General features: G+C 56.1%; 18 protein-coding genes and 2 tRNA genes. 11 read left to right on the top strand and 9 right to left on the bottom strand.

The annotated features are described in order from the left end of the window. The 4 genes from QEP12_RS01475 to QEP12_RS01460 all read left to right on the top strand — a co-directional run. Nucleotides 1-871 (top strand): type I restriction endonuclease subunit R, EcoR124 family (locus tag QEP12_RS01475; RefSeq protein ID WP_431308049.1); only part of this gene is annotated, 871 nt, incomplete at its 5' end. A 61-nt stretch (nucleotides 872-932) separates the two neighbouring features. Beyond that, entirely contained in the window at nucleotides 933-1,223 is a 291-nt protein-coding gene (locus tag QEP12_RS01470; protein ID WP_174863241.1) for a nucleotidyltransferase family protein, read from the top strand. Beyond that, the gene (locus QEP12_RS01465) at nucleotides 1,220-1,537 is read left to right on the top strand and encodes a hypothetical protein (RefSeq protein ID WP_174863242.1); all 318 of its coding nucleotides are present in this window, start codon (nucleotides 1,220-1,222) and stop codon (nucleotides 1,535-1,537) included. The genes QEP12_RS01470 and QEP12_RS01465 overlap by 4 nt, the downstream gene beginning before the upstream one ends. Before the next feature lie 45 nt (nucleotides 1,538-1,582). Further along, on the top strand, nucleotides 1,583-2,809 hold the full coding sequence (locus QEP12_RS01460) for an IS256 family transposase (RefSeq protein ID WP_284213142.1): 1,227 nt from the start codon (nucleotides 1,583-1,585) through the stop codon (nucleotides 2,807-2,809). Nucleotides 2,810-2,956: 147 nt separating this feature from the next. Here QEP12_RS01460 and QEP12_RS01455 read toward each other — a convergent pair whose 3' ends face one another. From QEP12_RS01455 to ychF, 3 genes are all read right to left on the bottom strand, one after another. Further along, nucleotides 2,957-3,196, bottom strand: a complete 240-nt coding sequence (locus tag QEP12_RS01455) for a hypothetical protein (protein ID WP_284213141.1) — start codon at nucleotides 3,194-3,196, stop codon at nucleotides 2,957-2,959. Between the two features lie 282 nt (nucleotides 3,197-3,478). Further along, nucleotides 3,479-4,708 (bottom strand): tyrosine-type recombinase/integrase, encoded by a 1,230-nt coding sequence (locus tag QEP12_RS01450; protein WP_174863245.1) that lies wholly within the window; start codon nucleotides 4,706-4,708, stop codon nucleotides 3,479-3,481. 199 nt (nucleotides 4,709-4,907) lie between these two features. Then, nucleotides 4,908-6,002 (bottom strand): redox-regulated ATPase YchF, encoded by a 1,095-nt coding sequence (ychF, locus tag QEP12_RS01445; protein ID WP_042415225.1) that lies wholly within the window; start codon nucleotides 6,000-6,002, stop codon nucleotides 4,908-4,910. 102 nt (nucleotides 6,003-6,104) lie between these two features. Between ychF and QEP12_RS01440 the strand changes: the two genes are divergently transcribed. Continuing rightward, nucleotides 6,105-7,286 (top strand): tyrosine-type recombinase/integrase, encoded by a 1,182-nt coding sequence (locus QEP12_RS01440; protein WP_174862478.1) that lies wholly within the window; start codon nucleotides 6,105-6,107, stop codon nucleotides 7,284-7,286. Nucleotides 7,287-7,405: 119 nt separating this feature from the next. On the opposite strand, the gene QEP12_RS17040 is transcribed toward QEP12_RS01440, so the two are convergent. The 4 genes from QEP12_RS17040 to QEP12_RS01425 form a co-directional block, all read right to left on the bottom strand. Then, nucleotides 7,406-7,900, bottom strand: a complete 495-nt coding sequence (locus QEP12_RS17040; RefSeq protein ID WP_431308050.1) for a DUF6236 family protein — start codon at nucleotides 7,898-7,900, stop codon at nucleotides 7,406-7,408. A gap of 67 nt (nucleotides 7,901-7,967) precedes the next feature. After that, nucleotides 7,968-9,506 carry an IS3 family transposase gene (locus QEP12_RS01435; RefSeq protein ID WP_284213140.1) on the bottom strand — a complete coding sequence of 513 codons (1,539 nt, stop codon included), beginning with the start codon at nucleotides 9,504-9,506 and terminating at the stop codon, nucleotides 7,968-7,970. 436 nt (nucleotides 9,507-9,942) lie between these two features. Continuing rightward, a complete protein-coding gene (locus QEP12_RS01430; RefSeq protein WP_174862840.1) occupies nucleotides 9,943-10,245 on the bottom strand; it encodes a hypothetical protein in 303 nt (100 codons plus the stop codon). A gap of 49 nt (nucleotides 10,246-10,294) precedes the next feature. Continuing rightward, on the bottom strand, nucleotides 10,295-11,188 hold the full coding sequence (locus tag QEP12_RS01425) for an MOSC domain-containing protein (protein WP_284213138.1): 894 nt from the start codon (nucleotides 11,186-11,188) through the stop codon (nucleotides 10,295-10,297). 107 nt (nucleotides 11,189-11,295) lie between these two features. Between QEP12_RS01425 and QEP12_RS01420 the strand changes: the two genes are divergently transcribed. From QEP12_RS01420 to QEP12_RS01395, 6 genes are all read left to right on the top strand, one after another. Next, nucleotides 11,296-12,435 (top strand): FAD-dependent monooxygenase, encoded by a 1,140-nt coding sequence (locus QEP12_RS01420; RefSeq protein ID WP_284213137.1) that lies wholly within the window; start codon nucleotides 11,296-11,298, stop codon nucleotides 12,433-12,435. Nucleotides 12,436-12,516: 81 nt separating this feature from the next. Then, nucleotides 12,517-13,230 (top strand): DsbC family protein, encoded by a 714-nt coding sequence (locus QEP12_RS01415; RefSeq protein ID WP_284213136.1) that lies wholly within the window; start codon nucleotides 12,517-12,519, stop codon nucleotides 13,228-13,230. 90 nt (nucleotides 13,231-13,320) lie between these two features. Beyond that, nucleotides 13,321-15,087 (top strand): M61 family metallopeptidase, encoded by a 1,767-nt coding sequence (locus tag QEP12_RS01410; protein ID WP_284213135.1) that lies wholly within the window; start codon nucleotides 13,321-13,323, stop codon nucleotides 15,085-15,087. A gap of 72 nt (nucleotides 15,088-15,159) precedes the next feature. Then, a complete protein-coding gene (locus QEP12_RS01405) occupies nucleotides 15,160-15,939 on the top strand; it encodes an enoyl-CoA hydratase (RefSeq protein ID WP_174862841.1) in 780 nt (259 codons plus the stop codon). Between the two features lie 28 nt (nucleotides 15,940-15,967). Next, a tRNA-Met gene (locus QEP12_RS01400) sits at nucleotides 15,968-16,044 on the top strand. A gap of 6 nt (nucleotides 16,045-16,050) precedes the next feature. Further along, nucleotides 16,051-16,127, top strand: a tRNA-Met gene (locus QEP12_RS01395). A 78-nt stretch (nucleotides 16,128-16,205) separates the two neighbouring features. On the opposite strand, the gene QEP12_RS01390 is transcribed toward QEP12_RS01395, so the two are convergent. Beyond that, nucleotides 16,206-16,625: a hypothetical protein gene (locus tag QEP12_RS01390; protein ID WP_219162738.1), complete on the bottom strand. Its 420-nt coding sequence runs from the start codon at nucleotides 16,623-16,625 to the stop codon at nucleotides 16,206-16,208. A gap of 128 nt (nucleotides 16,626-16,753) precedes the next feature. Next, a complete protein-coding gene (locus QEP12_RS01385; protein WP_174862843.1) occupies nucleotides 16,754-17,311 on the bottom strand; it encodes a C40 family peptidase in 558 nt (185 codons plus the stop codon). Nucleotides 17,312-17,488: the final 177 nt, after the last annotated feature.

Below are 17,488 nucleotides of genomic sequence, written 5' to 3'. Positions count from 1 at the left end.
CTTTATCGAGGTGGTGAAAGAACTGGAAGAACGCTTTCCTGACCCTGCAGCCATTGAGAAGGAGTCAGACAAGAAAGCTTTCGTGAAGCTGTTTGGCGAGTATTTGCGCCTGGAAAACATCCTGCAGAACTACGATGAGTTCGCCAGCTTGAAGGCTTTGCAAGAAGTGGATCTGAACGATCCTGCAGCCGTAGAGGACTTCAAGGCCAAGCACTACCTGAGCGATGAAGATTTGCAGGCACTGCAAGCCATCACCATGCCTGCGGAGCGCAAGGTGCAGGACTACCGCTCCACTTACAACGATGTACGCGACTGGATACGCAAGGAGCGTGAAGGTGGCGGTGGCGATGTAACACCCTCTGGCATCGACTGGAACGATGTGGTGTTTGAGGTGGACTTGCTCAAGTCCCAAGAGATCAATCTGGACTACATCCTTGAACTGATCTTTGAGAACAACAAGAAGCTCAAAGACAAATCCACGTTGGTTGAGGATGTGCGCCGCGTCATACGCGCCAGCATTGGCAACCGCGCCAAGGAAGACTTGGTGGTGGACTTTATCAACCACACCAATCTTGATGACCTGGGCGACAAGGCCACGGTGATTGATGCCTTCTTCCAATACGCCCAGGCTGAGCAGCAGCGTGAAGCACAGGCGTTGATTGATGAGGAGAAGCTGAATGCGGAAGCTGCCAAACGCTACATCACCAATTCCCTCAAACGTGAATACGCCTCAGACAGTGGCACAGAACTGAATGCTGTGCTGCCCAAGATGAGCCCGCTGAATCCGCAGTACCTGACCAAGAAGCAGACGGTGTTTCAAAAGATCGCTGCGTTTGTGGAGAAGTTCAAGGGCGTGGGTGGGCAGGTTTGAATCTGCCCTTTTCTTGCCGGAGAATCCATAGACTGCAAGAATGACAGCAAGGAGGTTGACCATGACCACTTACCGCCAACTACTCAGCCAAAGAGAGCGTATCCGCTCCATCGTCGCTCGTCACAAAGGCGCTAATCCGCGCCTGTTTGGATCGGTCGCATCTGGTATGCAACACGACACCAGTGACGTTGATCTATTGATCGACATGATGCCTGGTGGGAGCCTGCTGGACTTGGTCAATATGCAGATGGAGCTGAGCAAGGAAATCGGTGTCCAGTTCGATGTGAACACCCCGCGCAGCTTGCCCAAAAAATGGCGCGACACAGTAGTGCAAGGGGCTGTTGCGCTGTGAGCATTGACCCCGTCAAACCAGAAAGGCTGCCTGACTATCTGCAAGATGCCATCAAGCGCATCGATATGGCTGAGATGTACCTGAGCAGTGCATCACCTGGGATGCAAGAGAGGCTGTGTGATGAAGACGATGATGCCATCGAAGTCAATATGCTGCGCGACTCCTTGGTACGCTGCATTGAGGTCGTTGGACAGTGTCTTCATAACGCACAAACTGCTGATCCTAGCTTTGAGGCGCGCCATGCGTTGAATGCTTCAGGATGGTGGGGCATGCGCTCCAAAATCAGCCACGAGGGTGTGCAGAATTTTGTGTAAACGGACAATCCACTGCCGGCGCAATCCGGCCTGTCCGTAAACACCATGAGCACCAAGAAACACGACGTACCTGAAGAACTGCTGTCCGGCCTGCTGGCCAACTACAAGAAGCCTGAAGATCTGATTGGCGAGAACGGCCTGCTCAAGCAGTTGACCAAGATACTAGTCGAGCGAGCTTTGGAAGCTGAGCTGACCGAGCATCTGGGGCACGAGCGCAATGAAGCTGTTTCCAACCCTGTTGGTAACACCCGCAATGGCAAGAGCAAGAAGACCCTCAAGGGTGATTTCGGTGAACTACCCATCGAAGTACCCCGGGACCGACACGGCAGCTTTGAGCCGCAACTCATCCCCAAGCATCAGACCCGCTGGGCCGGATTCGACGACAAAATCATCTCGCTGTACGCCCGTGGCATGACAGTGCGGGAGATTCAGAGCCACCTGCAGGAGATGTACGGCACCGAGGTCTCGCCCAGCCTGATTTCCTCGGTGACTGATGCCGTGGCTGATGAAGTGAAGGCTTGGCAGGCCCGGCCACTGGAGCCTATTTACCCCATCGTGTACCTAGACTGCATCCATGTGAAGGTGCGTGAGGGAGCGGTACGGGTCAAGGCGGTGTACCTGGCCATTGGCATCAATATGAGCGGCGAGAAGGAGGTGCTGGGCCTGTGGCTGGCCCAGAGCGAGGGGGCCAAATTCTGGCTGCAGGTGGTCACCGAGTTGCGCAACCGTGGCGTGCAAGACATCTTCATTGCATGCGTTGACGGACTCAAGGGCTTCCCCGAGGCCATTGAGGCCGTGTTCCCAAGGGCGGTGGTTCAGTTGTGCATCGTGCACATGGTGCGCCACAGCCTGAACTACGTCTCGTGGAAACGCCGCAAAGAAGTGGCAGCCGACCTGCGCCGTATCTACACGGCAGCTACCGTACAAGAGGCTGAGCTGATGCTCTGTGAGTTTGAGCAGCGCTGGGATACCGAGTACCCGCCCATTAGCCAGTCCTGGCGCAGAAACTGGAGTCGCCTGACACCGTTCTTTGATTACCCAGCAGAAATCCGCAAGGTCATCTACACCACCAACGCCATTGAGTCGGTCAACATGGGCCTGAGGAAACTGAGCAAGAACAGGGGCTCATTCCCCAGCGATGAGGCGCTGACCAAGCTGTTCTATCTGGCCCTACGCAACATCAGCCAGAAGTGGAGCATGCCCATCCGGGATTGGAAAGCTGCGCTGACACGCTTTACCATTGAGTTCGGAGACCGCCTCTACATCAACTGAAGTCCGAACCGTTTACACAAAAATTCGGACACGCCCTCAGCCACGGTTATGACGGTGTCCAATATGACATCGTCTTAGCTGTGATCAAGCAAGACATGCCAGCACTCAGAGGCAAGCTATTGACAGCGCTTGCTGAGTTGTAGAAGTTCAGACTTGATCTGCGCGCTTCGTTTTTTCTTTTTCTTCGCACGCCTCGACTACATTACGCTGCACCTGCGTAGCAGCCCGCATTGCACGCACCATCAGGCTTTGACGTTCAGCGGGTGAAGCACTGCGGGTGAAATGCGCAAATCGGCTTTCAGATAAAAATGCAACGGGCAAGGCATGAACAGCCTCCGGATTGCTTATGTTCGCGACCTGCTGAAAACCCTTCTCATGCGTACTCATTGAGAGCATCCTTCGCCTGTTAAAGCACGCCAATACATTTCAATGTATACATGTGCTTTGGTTATGGCACTCGTCACAAAAGCACCCCAAGCATTCATTAGGTCGCGACGTTGAGAGGTGGTCCCGGTCGTTTGAACAACTGATTCCAGTTGCTAAGCGAAATCCACTGGGCTATACCTCCTGCATTTTTGCAAACGGCAAGGCTGCAAAGTACGCTTCATCATCTCTCACTACTTAAAAAGGCAAACACAGCTTTTTCTTTAAGCGTTGAGTCATCGGCGCTCAACTCTCCAGTGCTGAAAGCTTCTCCAAATGATCAGCCCACTTCTGCATCATCTGAGCTCTGTCTTCGTAGTACAGCGCATGGTTATAAGTAGCACGGACAGCATTCGTATCTGCGTGCGCCAATTGCCGCTCGATCCATTCTGATCGATAGCCCACCTCATGCAAGCGAGTGCTACCAGTAACGCGTGTAGCATGTGGACTAAAACGACCACTCCACCCGAGCTTCATCAATGCCTGCCGCCAAGATGCTTGGCTCATAGAGACAGTGCGTTTGTCACGGCCAGGAAAGACATACTGAAACCTACCTGTCAGCCCACGCATAACCTTCAGCATCTCGACAGCCTGACTGGGTAAGGGCACCTTGTGTGCCTTCCCCATCTTCATACGCTCAGCAGGAATCAGCCAACACGCTGCACCAAGGTCAAACTCCTGCCACTGCGCTTCGACAACTTCATTCGGGCGACACAAAGTCCACCACATAAGCTGAAACGATGCCACCGTTTCATATCGTCCCCCAAGACCTTTGAAGTCACGCAGCAACTGAGCGATTTCGCCTTCTTCTAGCGCCCTCTTATGCTGGGTCTTGTTACGAGGATGAGCCTTTCGTACCGGGTATACCGGATCAGTCTCAGCCCTCAAGGTTGCGATCGCCAACTCAAATACCGACGACATCGAACGCTTGGCGACATCACGAACAGATGGGCCATTTTTCTTGTCTGCATCGTTCAAGACATCTAGCACTTGCAAAGACGTGATCTGGGCAATCGGCAGTTGGCCTATCTTGGGAAAGATAACCCGCTCAAAGACATCCAAGCGCCGCAGCTTAGTCAGCTCGTGCCAATCTCGCATTGACAACCACTCTTTGGCAATCACCTCGAAAGTGATACGAGCAGCATGCTCAGCCTTGATCTGCTCCTGTTTACGGTGATCCGCAGGATTGATGCCCTGCCTTACCAGATCTCTACACCGTGTACGCTCACCACGCGCTTCCTGCAATGTGAAGCGCTTAGCGCCCCGTCTCTCCTCCGCTTGCGCAGCAGTTTCTTTATTAGAGGCAGGCGCGTATTCGCCAATGGCAAAGAGGCTCTCTTTACCTTTGATCTCAAAACGATAGCGCCAAGCCTTGACCCCATTAGGTTTTACCTCTAGGTAAAGCCCTCCGCCATCGGCCAAACGATAGAGCTTTTCACGGGGTGCACTAGCTTTGCACTTGGTATCTGTCAGCATGAATCCTCTTGCAAAAGTCGCCCAAACCTATACCCGGTATTGAGCAAAAGTTCTGCAATGCTATACCCGGAGCCGTACCCGGTAAAGCTTCAGATTCAGTGAGATCAATTTGAATCGATTTGGATGAAGAATCAATGCAACGTATTGATTTTAAAGAAGTGTTTCAATCCAAACCGATTCAACCAAAAACAAACAATGGTCAGACGTTGAACAGGAAGTTCATCACATCGCCGTCTTTGACGATGTATTCCTTGCCTTCGGCGCGCATCTTGCCGGCATCCTTGGCGCCTTGCTCGCCCTTGTAGGCAATGAAGTCTTCAAACGCAATGGTTTGTGCACGGATAAAGCCGCGCTCAAAGTCACCGTGGATCACGCCCGCAGCTTGAGGGGCCGTAGCGCCCACGCGCACGGTCCAGGCGCGCACTTCCTTCACACCGGCGGTGAAGTAGGTTTGCAGACCCAGCAGCTTGAAGCCGGCACGGATCAGGCGGTTCAAACCGGGCTCTTCCAGGCCCAGCTCTTGCAGGAACATGTCGCGGTCTTCATCGTCCATCTCGGACATTTCCGCTTCGATCTTGGCGCAGATCGCCACCACCGGCGCACCCTGGGCTTCGGCATAGGCCTTGAGTTGGTCCAGCAACGGGTTGTTCTCAAAACCATCTTCGGCCACGTTGCCCACAAACATGGCAGGCTTGGCGGTGATCAAGCAGAAAGGCTTGAGCAGGGGCGCGTCTTCCTTGGACACGGGCACCACGCGGGCAGGCTTGCCTTCGTTCAGTGCTGCCTGGATAGGCTCCAGCAGCGAGACCAGCTTGGCAGCTTCCTTGTCATTGCCAGAACGCGCGGCCTTGGAGTAGCGGTTCAGCGCCTTCTCCACGGTGGCCAAGTCGGCCAGGCACAGCTCGGTCTGGATCACTTCGATGTCGGCAATCGGGTCGACCTTGTTCGCCACGTGGATCACGTTGGGGTCTTCAAAGCAACGCACCACGTTCACAATCGCGTCGGTTTCGCGGATGTGGGCCAGGAACTGGTTGCCCAGGCCTTCGCCCTTGGAAGCGCCAGCCACCAAGCCTGCGATGTCCACAAACTCCACAATCGCGGGCACGATGCGCTCGGGCGAGATGATCTCAGCCAGCTGGTTCAGGCGGGGATCGGGCACCTCCACCACACCAGTGTTGGGCTCAATCGTGCAGAAGGGGTAATTTTCAGCAGCGATGCCGGCTTTGGTCAGGGCGTTAAAGAGGGTGGACTTGCCCACGTTGGGCAGGCCCACGATGCCGCACTTGAGGCTCATGGAATTTCCTTTGGTATCAATGCACTATCGAGCACCACACCCGGGTGGCGGAAGTGCCCGATCCGCATTGCAGCGAATCTGGTTCTTTTGAAGAGATGTGACGTGGACGCTCTGTTTTTGCAGAGTTTTGTGCCAGTTTTGTCACTGAAATCTATGCCGATTGTAATGATCAGCGAATCTCTGCTGGTGAGGGACGGATTGCGGCCCGGGGTAATCCTGCGTGACCGAGTGCTGTGCGGGTTCTGTGTGAAGGTTGGCGCACGCACCAAGACCTTTCAAGTTGCTACTAGCGTGCGGGGTAAGCAGTTCCGATGCACCTTGGGACGCTGGCCCCTGATAAGCGTTGAGGAAGCCCGAGATCGGGCCATGGCTCTATTAAGAGAGTGCCGACGTGGTGTATTGCCAGAGCGTCCTGAAAAAGCGTTCAAAGCACTTCCTACGCTTGCAGAGCTGCTACCCGCTTACTGTGATGCCAAGAAACTCAAGGAGGCAAGCCGTAAGCGCTACGACTCGTTCTTCCGCACGCACTTTGCCGAATGGCTACACCGGCCTGTGGACGACCTGCGCCACCCCAGCTTTGCTGAACACTGCCACCAGTTCGCACAAACAAAAGGCGCTGCGCTGGTTGAGTTCGGTCGTGGCGTGATAGGTGCGCTTATCAAATATACAAATGCTGTGCATGGCTTGGAGTTGGCTACCCCCTTCACCAAGCTGGCCGCCGCAGGCTTGATGCCCGAACGTGCAAAGCCCAGACCAAGAACGCTAGAGGTCAGCGACCTACCTGCATGGAAAAGTGCAGTGGATACCTTGCCTGAGCCTCAGAGGGATTGCTTGATGCTGCTGCTGTATACCGGCCTACGGCGTAGTGAATGCGCAGGACTAACGCGTGAGCAGGTCGATTTCGAGAAAGGGCTGATCACCATACCGATGACCAAGAACGGCAAGCCTCATAGGCTTCCCATAACGCCACTGATGGATGCCATCTTGCGCCGCCGCTGTAAGGGTCTAGCAGCGCCACAAACGCTTTTCAAAGGGGTCAGCGTGGAGCACCTTGCCGAGATGGCAATACGCGCAGGAGCGCCGAAGTTCATGCTTCACGATCTTCGCAAACTGCATGCTTCTGTCGGTAAGGCTCAAGGCATACCGGATTCCGTGCTGCGTCGAATCCTCAACCACACACCGCCCAGGTCAGACACACTCAACCGCCAATATGTTGCTGTGGAGCTGACAGCAGTTTCGGCAGAACTAGTGAAAATTCAGGCTGCCGTGCAGTCCGCAAGTTAGGGAAACGATGGAGCGAATGATGGGAAGTGGCACACACTTTTGTGCCCTTATGGCAGCCCCTGCAACAGCCCTAGATCGTAGATCAAAACAAGGGCTTGTGGCACACCCTTGTGTCTCACCTACCGGAGCTCTTCGTGAGCATGGAAGGCGTAGCGGTATGGACTCACGGGACGCTTGACCGAGCGGAATCCAAAGTCCCCTTTAACTTCTATTGTGCTAGCCAGCCCAGACGCTGTAGCTACAGCCGAGGCTGCGGTGAGACCATAAGGCTCCGCCAACTTCCATCCCCCCATGACGGCTGGCAAGAACTTAGTAGGACTGAGACTGAAAGATGCTTTCAGATTGGATAGGTAAACAGGGAACTGCCATTCCTTACCAACTTTGAGAAGGTCTGAGCATGCCGAGTCAATCTCCTCTATCAGCTTCTCCAATGCTGCAGGCTTATCTTCTGCCCGTTGAATTTCTCCAACGAAAGAATCTAAATGCGTCCTTAGCAGCAATAACTCATCAGCGCGACGCCTTTTGAATTCAAGAATTTCAGCAAGAGGAACGTCTCTGGTAGGCACGGGAATGGCTCTATGTAACTCAAGCAGTGCCCCTTGATTTTCTTGGATTAGCCCCCCTGTTGATTTCCATCCAGAAGTGACCCACTGGGGATGCGGATAAAAACTTGGACTGGTTTTATGCGGCTAGACCAAGTTTTTGCCGGTATTGCACAGGGCTCAAACGCCCCAGAGATACCTTGATACGTTTTTCGTTGTACCAACGGATGTAGGTATCTACGGCTTCAATGAACTGCTCAATCGTCGTTGATTGCCAGTTACCCGGATAGAACAGCTCAATCTTCAGTCTGCCAAAGAAGCCTTCGCATGCTGCATTGTCCGGTGAGCACCCTTTGCGGGACATTGAGCGAACCAGCTTTGCATCATGCACCCTTGAGAGCCAGCCTGGCCAACGATAGTGAGCCCCACGATCCGAATGAATTACAGGCCGGACCTCGTTGCATTGGACAGTATCAATGGCAGCATCGAGCATAGTGTTGACGAGGTGGGCATTGGGATGGCTACCTATGCTCCAGCTCACCACCATCCCATCGAAACAATCAATCACTGGCGACAGGTAAATCTTGCCCGCGGGAATCTGGAATTCAGTAATGTCGGTGAGCCACTTCTGATTGGGTGCAGCGGCATGGAAGTCTCTATTGATGATGTTTTGCGGGGCTGCGCTGATCTCACCTAGGTACGAGTTGTACCTGCGGCGTTTAGGCTTGGACACGAGCAGTCCTTCTTGCTTCATTAGTCGGCGCACCACTTTCTCGGAGATGCCTTTGCACTCTTGGATTAGGGATGCCTGTACCCTGCGATAGCCATAGCAGCGGTAGTTAGCTTTGAAGATTTCTGTGATGTTGCGGCGTACATCCACGTATTTATCTGCCAGTTTCACCCGGGAGCGATGGTAGAAATACGAGCTTCTAGCAAGGCTTACAAGGGAAAGCAGCTCTGGCAATTCATACTGCGCACGCAGCGCTTCAACCAGTACAACCTTATCCTTGTTGGTCAGCCTATGCAGATCAATGTCGCTGCCTTGTTTTAAGATTTCGTGAGCCCGTTTCAGAAGCTCACGCTCGAGCTTCAGCCTCCGTACATCCTGACGCAATGTTTCGATTTGGCGCTTGAGTGCTACTTCATCCAATACTGGGGATTGCTTTGGGGTAGGTTTCATGGATGCAGGGGCATAAGGGCCAAGCAACTGATTTTTCCAGTTGTACAAGGTTCCTCTACACACCCCCAACTTCTGCGCAACCTCCTGTGCTGTCGATTGCCGGGCACACAGTTGCACAACCCCCTCACACATCAGCGCATCAGGCTTGGCAGCCGGCCAAGCTCTACCCACTATCGATTTGCTCGTCTCAGGACAGTCTTGCCGAACCCAGGCAGTCAACGTACCTCGGCCTGGGTAGCCTAAAGCCCTCATCGTTGCAGCAATACAGCGATCATGGGCACGGTAATAAGCGACTGCCGCCTGTCTTTGCTCCAGTGAGTATTTCTGCGCTCTTGGTGCTTTGTTCTCAGGCAAATCCTGATGCTTCAGGTACTGCTGATACCAACCTTTTAATGCGTTCTTCGTTGGGTATCCCAACTGGCGGATCGTGGCCCTGACACGCAATCCAAGTCTGATGTAAAGCTCAACCGCTCGCATCCTGTCTGCGTATGTGTACATGAACTATCTCCTCTGATAGTCCAAGTTTTTGTCCGCATGCCCACCGGGTCAGTTCTGCGTGGAAATCAACACTGGTTCTAGTAAGTGTGCAACCCCGCGGCCTTGGGCGGCACGGTGGAGTCACAGGAATCAGGGGGTGATTGTAATGACCGGGGAATGTCAGGCGGGGCCAGGCGGTTTCGCACTCAGTTACTGCCCATCTGGCGCACCGTACTTCCCTGTAGCAAGTCGCTCTCCACGCTAGATTTTGCGTGGGCTTGGATGACACAGGCCGGAATTTCACCCCAGCCTGTGTACACCCAGCACCGCCAGCCATTCATGCAATAAAAAATAGCTATCAGCGCAATCCTGATAAGCGCTAGAGCCTTATTTCATGCATAAAAAAGCCAACCGAAAGGTTGGCTTTGGCATCCATCAGCTCCAAGGCTGAGGAGCGTTACTTGGCAGCCCGCGCCTTGCACTGCAATTGCAGCAGGCGATGCGTAGAGCTATCTACGCTGGCGCCGGGCTCACGCAGGGGGCGAATGCGCAAGTCCAAGAAGCCGCGCTCACCGCACAGTGACTTCAAGGTGGCTTCGCACTTTTGCAAGTCGTCGTAGCGGGTGTCGCACACCATGGCGTGCTCATAGTCAGGTTTAGCAACGTAGGGGGCGGCCTCTTTGGCCATCGGGTCGGCGGATTGGGTGGCACAGCCAGCCAAGGCGAGGGCTGCGGCAGTGGCCAGCAACATATATTTCATGGGAACTCCTCCAAAATCTAGGTGGCATCTTAGCGAAGCATGGCGCGCGTTATTCAAATTTAAGTTGACCGCCTACAGGCTGGCCCACGCGCAGCACCTGCCCAGCGCCCTCAGCCACAACCGCATTCATCCCAAAAGTAATAGCACCATCCATGCGGGCATCCTGGCGGTATTGGGCAATGGTGTCACTCACCTCGGGGCTGGACTGAGCGGTGCGTGGGTCAATATTCGGGATGGGGCAGCGCGCACAAGGTTTGCCCAAGCGAATGGCCACAGGCGCTGCCTCTGCGTGCACCCACAAGGTCTCGATGAAATCTTCCTCATGCTCGGCCAAGCCATCAAGCACGATGTTGGCGCGAAAGCGCAGGCCATCTACGCGTTCATGCCCCTGCGCTTGCAGCTTGTCGTTCAGGCCATCAAAGGCGCTGCTGGTGGTGACCAACAAAGGGTAGCCGTCGGCAAATTGGGTAGCGCCCTCGATGCCCCCGGTCCATCGGCTGCCCGACAAGCGCTGCTGCGCGCCATCAAAGCGCACCAAATGGCATGCCCGCCCCAGCACCTGGCTAAACCATGCAGCGGCCGCCTCCCCTGTATCCCAGGCGTTGACATGGCTGTCCCAGACCTGCACCCGCATCTGCGACGCATCGCTTGCGCCAGGCACAGCCAAGGGCACCGTCAATCCAGGTGCGCCGGGGTACTGCAGTTGCAGTGTGCCGGCTTGCTCGTCAATCCATGGCTGAATCAGCGCCATCTGTGGCACTTCGCGCTGGGTGATGAAGACGCCTTCAGGGTCTACCACCATCCAAGCGCGATCCCACTTCAAGCCAGTGGGCAGTAATTGGGCCGACTGTACAGACACACCTGCACAGGATTTGACAGGAAAGACCCACAGTGCACCGATCGTGCCTGTGACATCTGCTTGTTCAATGAAGGAAATGGTCATGCGCTTATTGTGACTGGCTGACTCATTTTGGCGATATGGGCTGCAGGCTTGATTGCAGGAAACCGTCCTTCTCAACGGCGACGGCCAGCCCTCCTACAATGCAGCCCATGGCGCAAACCTTTGATGTATGTATCCGCGGAGCCGGCATTGTCGGCCGTACCCTGGCTCTCTTATTGGCCCGCGAGCGGCTGCGCGTCGCGTTGGTCGCTGCACCGCGTGCCGAGCCCAGCCATGCCGATGTCCGGGCGTATGCACTCAACACCAACTCCAAGCAATTGCTGGAGTCCTTGCGCACATGGCCAGATGCGCCTTTTGCCACCGCCGTCAAACACATGGAAGTGCATGGCGATGTGGATGGCAGCGTGCACTTTGACGCAGGTGCGCAAGGCGTAGAAGCGCTGGCATGGATTGTGGATGTGCCTGCGCTGGAGCAGCGTCTGGCCGAAGCCGTGCGCTACCAGCCCCAAGTCGAAGTGGTGGACAGCCCCGTGCAAGCACCTTTGACCGCCATCTGCGAAGGCCGAGCCAGCGCCACCCGCGCCGAGTTTGGCGTGGATTTTGATGTCACGCCCTACGGACAGCACGCGATTGCCACCCGGTTGCGCTGCGAATTGCCGCACGGCCAAGTCGCGCGCCAGTGGTTCTCTCCCCAAGGCATTTTGGCGCTGTTACCGCTGGAAGGTGCCGACGGCCACAGCGTGGCAGTGGTGTGGTCGGTGGCCCAAGCAGATGCCGCCCACTGGCAAAGCACCGATGAAGCCACATTTACCCAAGCGCTGAGCGAGATCAGCCAAAGCAGCCTCGGCCAGTTGCAATTGCAAGGCCTGCGCATGGTCTGGCCTTTGCAGCAAGCCGTAGCCAAGCGCTGGTGTGGCCCATTCCCCGGAACGACGGAGGCTCGCACCCCCACCAGTTGGGTGCTGGCTGGCGACGCAGCGCACAATGTGCACCCGCTGGCTGGCCAAGGTTTGAACATCGGACTGGCTGACGTACAAGCGCTGTCGCGTATTCTGCAAGCGCGTGGTGACTGGCGCAGCACCGGTGACTTGAAACTGTTGCGCCGCTATGAACGCGAGCGCAAAGCCGGACTGGCCCCCCTGGGCTTGGCCATGGACGGTCTGCAGCAACTGTTTACGCGCCCGGAAGCACCGGTGCAAGCCTTGAGAAACTGGGGACTGCGCAGCTTTGAGCGCAGCGGCCTGCTCAAAGACTGGACGGCTCGCCAAGCCATGGGCCTGCCCCGCTAGGTGCACTCCTCGCGCGAAGGAACCTTTTGTTCGTTTCGCGCCCCAACACCTGTTTATCTTTTATTCACTGGAATTTTTGCCATGAAACTGTTCGCCACGGCGTTGTTGGCCACTGCTGCTTGGGGCTGTGCCTTTGCAGCCCAACCTCAAGACCAAATCACCAAGACCCTGGCAGAGCGTATTCCTCAGCTGCAGCGCGTGGATGAAGTCAAGCCCACCCCTATGAAGGGCTTGTACGAAGTGCGCGTGGGCACGGATGTGTTTTATTCCAACGAGACCGGTGACTACCTGATTCAAGGCGAACTGATTGACACCAAGGCACAGCGCAACCTGACGGAAGACCGTATCAACCAATTGACGGCGGTGGATTTCAAAAACCTGCCGCTGAACGATGCCGTCAAGATCGTGCGCGGCAAGGGCGAGCGCAAACTGGCGGTTTTTGAAGACCCCAACTGCGGCTACTGCAAGCGTTTTGAGCGCGACATGCAAAACGTAGACAACGTCACGGTTTACCTGTTCCTCTACCCAATCCTGAGCCGCGACTCTGCAGAAAAGTCGCGCAATATCTGGTGTGCCAAAGACAGCGCCAAAACTTGGCACGAACTGATGCTGCGGGATAAAAATCCTGCCGCCGCCAGCTGTGACATTGACGCCATTGAGCGCAACCTGGCGCTGGGCCGCAAGCACAAGATTACCGGTACCCCCACTTTGATCTTTGCTGACAATACCCGTGTGCCCGGAGCGATTCCTTCCAGCGAGGTGGAAAAATACCTGGCTGCAGCCCACAAAAAATAAATGATGACAAACAGGCTGCTTCGGCAGCCTGTTTCACTTGCGGCACAGCCGCCAGGCATGCCGCAGCGTCTGAATTAGATCTCTACCGCTATGCCTCACACCGCAACCCCCACCCTGCATTACCGCGTTCAGCTGCATGATCTGCATGCCCACCTGTACCGGGTTACCCTTTCGATTGCCCAGCCCAGCGCACAGCAGCGTGTCTCACTCCCCGTATGGATACCCGGGAGCTACCTGGTGCGTGAATTCGCCAAAAACCTGCAAAACTTACAAGCGCAGCAAGGCGGCCATGCCATCACCATCCAGCAGTTGAGCAAGCACCAGTGGCAACTGAACTGCCAAGCCGGTCAGCCTCTGGAGTTGAGCTACGAAGTCAGCGCGTATGACACTTCGGTGCGCACTGCTTGGCTGGATCAGCGCCGTGGCTTCTTCAACGGCACCAGCTTGCTGCTGCGTGTGCATGGTCAAGAAACCCAAACACACCAGTTGCATATCAGCCCCAGCTCTAAGGCCCCCACATGGCAGCTGGCGACCGGGCTGACTCCTGTAGATACCGATGCCCAAGGCTTTGGCCTGTATACGGCTGCGCACTATGACGAGCTGGTGGACTGCCCGGTGGAAATGGGCAACTTCTGGAGTGGCTGCTTTACCGCCCGTGGCGTGCCACACCGCTTTGTCGTGGCCGGTGCTGCCGCTTCCTTTGATGGCGAACGCCTGCTGCGCGATACCCAAAAAATCTGTGAGCAAGAAATTGACTTCTGGGGCCAAGCGCCGCATGCCAGCTATGTGTTCATGCTGAACGCAACGCACGATGGCTATGGCGGCCTGGAGCACTGCAACTCCACCGCACTGATTTGCAGCCGCGCTGACTTGCCGCGCACTGGCGTAGACAAAACCAGCGACGGCTACATCCAGCTACTGGGATTGATCAGCCACGAATACTTCCACACCTGGAACGTCAAACGCCTGCGCCCGGCCGAACTGGTGCCGTACAACTACGACCAGGAGAACTACACCGAACTGCTGTGGTTCTTTGAAGGCTTCACCAGCTATTACGACGATTTGCTGCTGCGCCGTGCTGGCCTGATCGACAACGCCGCCTACCTCAAGCTCATTACCAAAACCCTCAACCAGGTACAGCAAACGCCGGGGCGCAAGGTGCAAAGTGTGGCCCAGTCCAGCTTTGATGCCTGGGTCAAGTACTATCGCCAAGACGAAAACACCGCCAACGCCACCGTCAGCTACTACACCAAGGGCGCACTGGTCGCCATGTGTCTCGATCTCCAATTGCGCCGCGAAGGGCAGACCACGCTGGATGCCGTCATGCGAGGCTTGTGGCAGCGCTGCCAAGGTGCAGCCATGACCGAAGCCGATGTGCTGGCGGTACTGCAGGAGCTTTCAGGGCGCAGCTGGCAAGCCGAGTTGCAGGCCTGGGTACACGGCACCGACGACCTGCCTTTGCCCGATCTCCTGAAGTCGCACGGCGTGCAGACCGATGCCGACAAGCCCGCGCCGGCCCAGGCTTTGGGCCTGCGCGTCCAGGAAAGCCACAGCGTTTTGATCAAGCAGGTACTGCGCGGTGGCCTTGCCGAGCAAGCAGGCTTTATGGCGGGTGATGAGTGGTACGGCATGGAAGTGCCAACGCAAGACGGCCAATCTGCCGCATGGCGAATCGCCAAACTGGAAGAGCTGGACCTGTATGCCGCACGCGGCACCCCCCATATCACTGTGCTGGTGTCGCGCGATCGCCAGCTACTTCGCCTGCCCTTGAGCCTTGGCGCGGCAGATGCCCCCACCTCTAACTACCAACTCACGATCACGGACGCCACCGCTGTCAACCGTTGGCTCTCGCCCTGAACTGTCCTCTGCAGCGCTTGGGTATAGTCATGGGTGGCATAACCATGACCCATGACTATTAGGAGACAAGCCTTGGCCTACGAAATGATTGAAGTGCGCGTGGAAGCTGACAAAGTCGGCATCATTACCCTCAACCGCCCCAAACAGCTCAACGCGCTGAATGACCAGTTGATGGATGAACTGGGCGCCGCCCTCAAAGCCTTTGATGCCGATGAAAAAATTGGCTGCATGATCATCACCGGCAGCGAACGTGCCTTTGCCGCAGGTGCGGACATCGGTGCCATGGCCAAATACAGCTTTGCCGATGCCTACAAAGGCGACTACATCACCCGCAACTGGGAAGCCATTCGCAGCATCCGTAAACCCGTGATTGCGGCGGTCAGCGGCTTTGCGCTGGGCGGCGGCTGCGAGCTAGCCATGATGTGCGACTTCATCATTGCGGCTGACAACGCCAAGTTTGGCCAGCCCGAAATCAAGCTGGGCGTCATCCCAGGTGCTGGGGGCACGCAGCGCCTGCCACGCGCCGTGGGCAAATCCAAAGCCATGGACATGGCCCTGACGGCCCGCATGATGGACGCCCAAGAAGCAGAGCGTGCAGGCCTTGTCAGCCGTGTGGTGCCGTTTGACAAGCTGGCAGACGAAGCCTTGGGCGCCGCCATCACTATCAGCGGCTTCTCGCAGCTTGCCGTCATGGCGGCCAAAGAATCGGTCAACCGCGCATTTGAAGGCAGCCTCAGCGATGGCGTCATGTTCGAGCGCCGCCTGTTCCACGCGCTGTTTGCCACCCAGGACCAAAAGGAAGGCATGGACGCGTTCGTGAATAAGCGCCCGGCCAACTTCGTCAACCTCTAAAAAATTTGATATATAATCACGCTCTCTTGGTCGTATAGCTCAGTTGGTTAGAGCGCAGCATTCATAATGCTGATGTCGTAGGTTCGAGTCCCACTACGACCACCAGAGTTCGGTCGTATAGCTCAGTTGGTTAGAGCGCAGCATTCATAATGCTGATGTCGTAGGTTCAAGTCCCACTACGACCACCAAAATTTAAAACCCCGCAGTGCTGACGCATTGCGGGGTTTTTGGTTTTTAGGCCTTGGCACAGGCTGCTTCAGGCGCTTTTATTTAGCAACAGTGCCATCAAGCTTGTGCTGCTCGCCATCGCCCTGGGCATTCGTAATCACCGCAGCCATGCCGGCTGCAGGTGTCACACCGCCCTGCTCTTCGGAAGGCTGCGCTGTGCTGTCTTGAGGCTGAAGCACCTCTTGCTGCGCTGTTGCAGCAGGCAAAGGCACGGCTGGCGGCAAAGGCTCGCGAATATCGGCTTTGGCCACTGGCAGCACATCGTGCGAGCGCAAATAATTGTCTGAACCCAACAAAGGTTTGCGTGGTGGTGGCTGGTCAAACTTGTCCGCTTGCCCCATCGGGAAGGTATCTGCCCGCATTTGTGGACCGGAGTCTTGGCACCCTGCCAACAAGGCGGCGGCACCTGCCAGCGCAGCGCTGACTGCACACAAACGAAGGGATTGGGTCATGGTCATGGCTACTTCCTCCTTAAGCGCACCATGTTGATCGGACCTACGCGCCTTGTCTGTCAGGCAAACACCCAAGCGGTTTTGCGCACGTTTCCACTACTCCCTTGGGGGGCGCAAAAGCCAGGCGCCCAAGCTCAGGCGAAGATGCTGCGCGCCTCGGTAAAACGCTTGGCAAAGTACACGTGATCCATGCGCACGCGCTGCACGGTGCCACCTTTGGAGGGCGCATGCACAAACTGCCCATTACCGACAAAAATGCCCATATGGGAATAGCGCCCACCCAAGGTATTGAAGAACACAAAATCTCCACGCTGCAGACCACGGTCTTGCACTGGCGCGCTGAACTGCGCCCATTGGGAGGTGGTGCGCGGCAAGCGCCCTTCGTGAATGCCTTGAACTGCCCACTGGATCAGGCCACTGCAGTCAAAGCCACCTTCCGGTGAATTGCCACCATAGGTGTAGGGCGTGTTGACCACCAGCATCGCACGAGCGAGCAAGGCTTCGCGCAGACCGCTGTGCAGCTGCAAAGCATCGACGGGGGCTGGGCCTGCCGAGGTCGCCGCACCACGACGCGCGCTACTGGGCGCCTTGGAAGCACTGGAGCAGCCAGCCAGTACGGCAGCCGCCCCGATCAACAGCCACGCGCGGCGCGACGACTGCTGCGACAAAGGGTTAGAAAGCGGTGCTTGCATGCCGTGCATTATGGGCAACATCCCCTCAAAAGTAAAAACAAGAGCTGCCAGCGCAGTCTTTCTATGCACTTCAATGAGAAATACCTGCCAATCCCTTTATCTGAGAGCGCAGCCAGCTCCTATTTTTTAAATTTAGAGACAAAAAAACCGCATCGTTTTGCTGCGATGCGGTGGGAT

The sequence above is a fragment of the Comamonas jiangduensis genome, assembly GCF_030162955.1.
Classification (GTDB): Bacteria; Pseudomonadota; Gammaproteobacteria; order Burkholderiales; family Burkholderiaceae_C; genus Comamonas; species Comamonas jiangduensis.
Note: the sequence above shows the minus strand (reverse complement) of the source record. Positions and strands in the feature narration are given on the sequence as shown.

Coding starts and splice junctions, on each gene's coding strand:
- QEP12_RS01470 (WP_174863241.1), top strand. CDS start 933: ATGACCACTTACCGCCAACTACTCAGCCAAAGAGAGCGTATCCGCTCC.
- QEP12_RS01460 (WP_284213142.1), top strand. CDS start 1,583: ATGAGCACCAAGAAACACGACGTACCTGAAGAACTGCTGTCCGGCCTG.
- QEP12_RS01455 (WP_284213141.1), bottom strand. CDS start 3,196: ATGAGTACGCATGAGAAGGGTTTTCAGCAGGTCGCGAACATAAGCAAT.
- QEP12_RS01450 (WP_174863245.1), bottom strand. CDS start 4,708: ATGCTGACAGATACCAAGTGCAAAGCTAGTGCACCCCGTGAAAAGCTC.
- ychF (WP_042415225.1), bottom strand. CDS start 6,002: ATGAGCCTCAAGTGCGGCATCGTGGGCCTGCCCAACGTGGGCAAGTCC.
- QEP12_RS01435 (WP_284213140.1), bottom strand. CDS start 9,506: ATGTACACATACGCAGACAGGATGCGAGCGGTTGAGCTTTACATCAGA.
- QEP12_RS01430 (WP_174862840.1), bottom strand. CDS start 10,245: ATGAAATATATGTTGCTGGCCACTGCCGCAGCCCTCGCCTTGGCTGGC.
- QEP12_RS01425 (WP_284213138.1), bottom strand. CDS start 11,188: ATGACCATTTCCTTCATTGAACAAGCAGATGTCACAGGCACGATCGGT.
- QEP12_RS01420 (WP_284213137.1), top strand. CDS start 11,296: ATGGCGCAAACCTTTGATGTATGTATCCGCGGAGCCGGCATTGTCGGC.
- QEP12_RS01415 (WP_284213136.1), top strand. CDS start 12,517: ATGAAACTGTTCGCCACGGCGTTGTTGGCCACTGCTGCTTGGGGCTGT.
- QEP12_RS01410 (WP_284213135.1), top strand. CDS start 13,321: ATGCCTCACACCGCAACCCCCACCCTGCATTACCGCGTTCAGCTGCAT.
- QEP12_RS01390 (WP_219162738.1), bottom strand. CDS start 16,625: ATGACCATGACCCAATCCCTTCGTTTGTGTGCAGTCAGCGCTGCGCTG.
- QEP12_RS01385 (WP_174862843.1), bottom strand. CDS start 17,311: ATGCAAGCACCGCTTTCTAACCCTTTGTCGCAGCAGTCGTCGCGCCGC.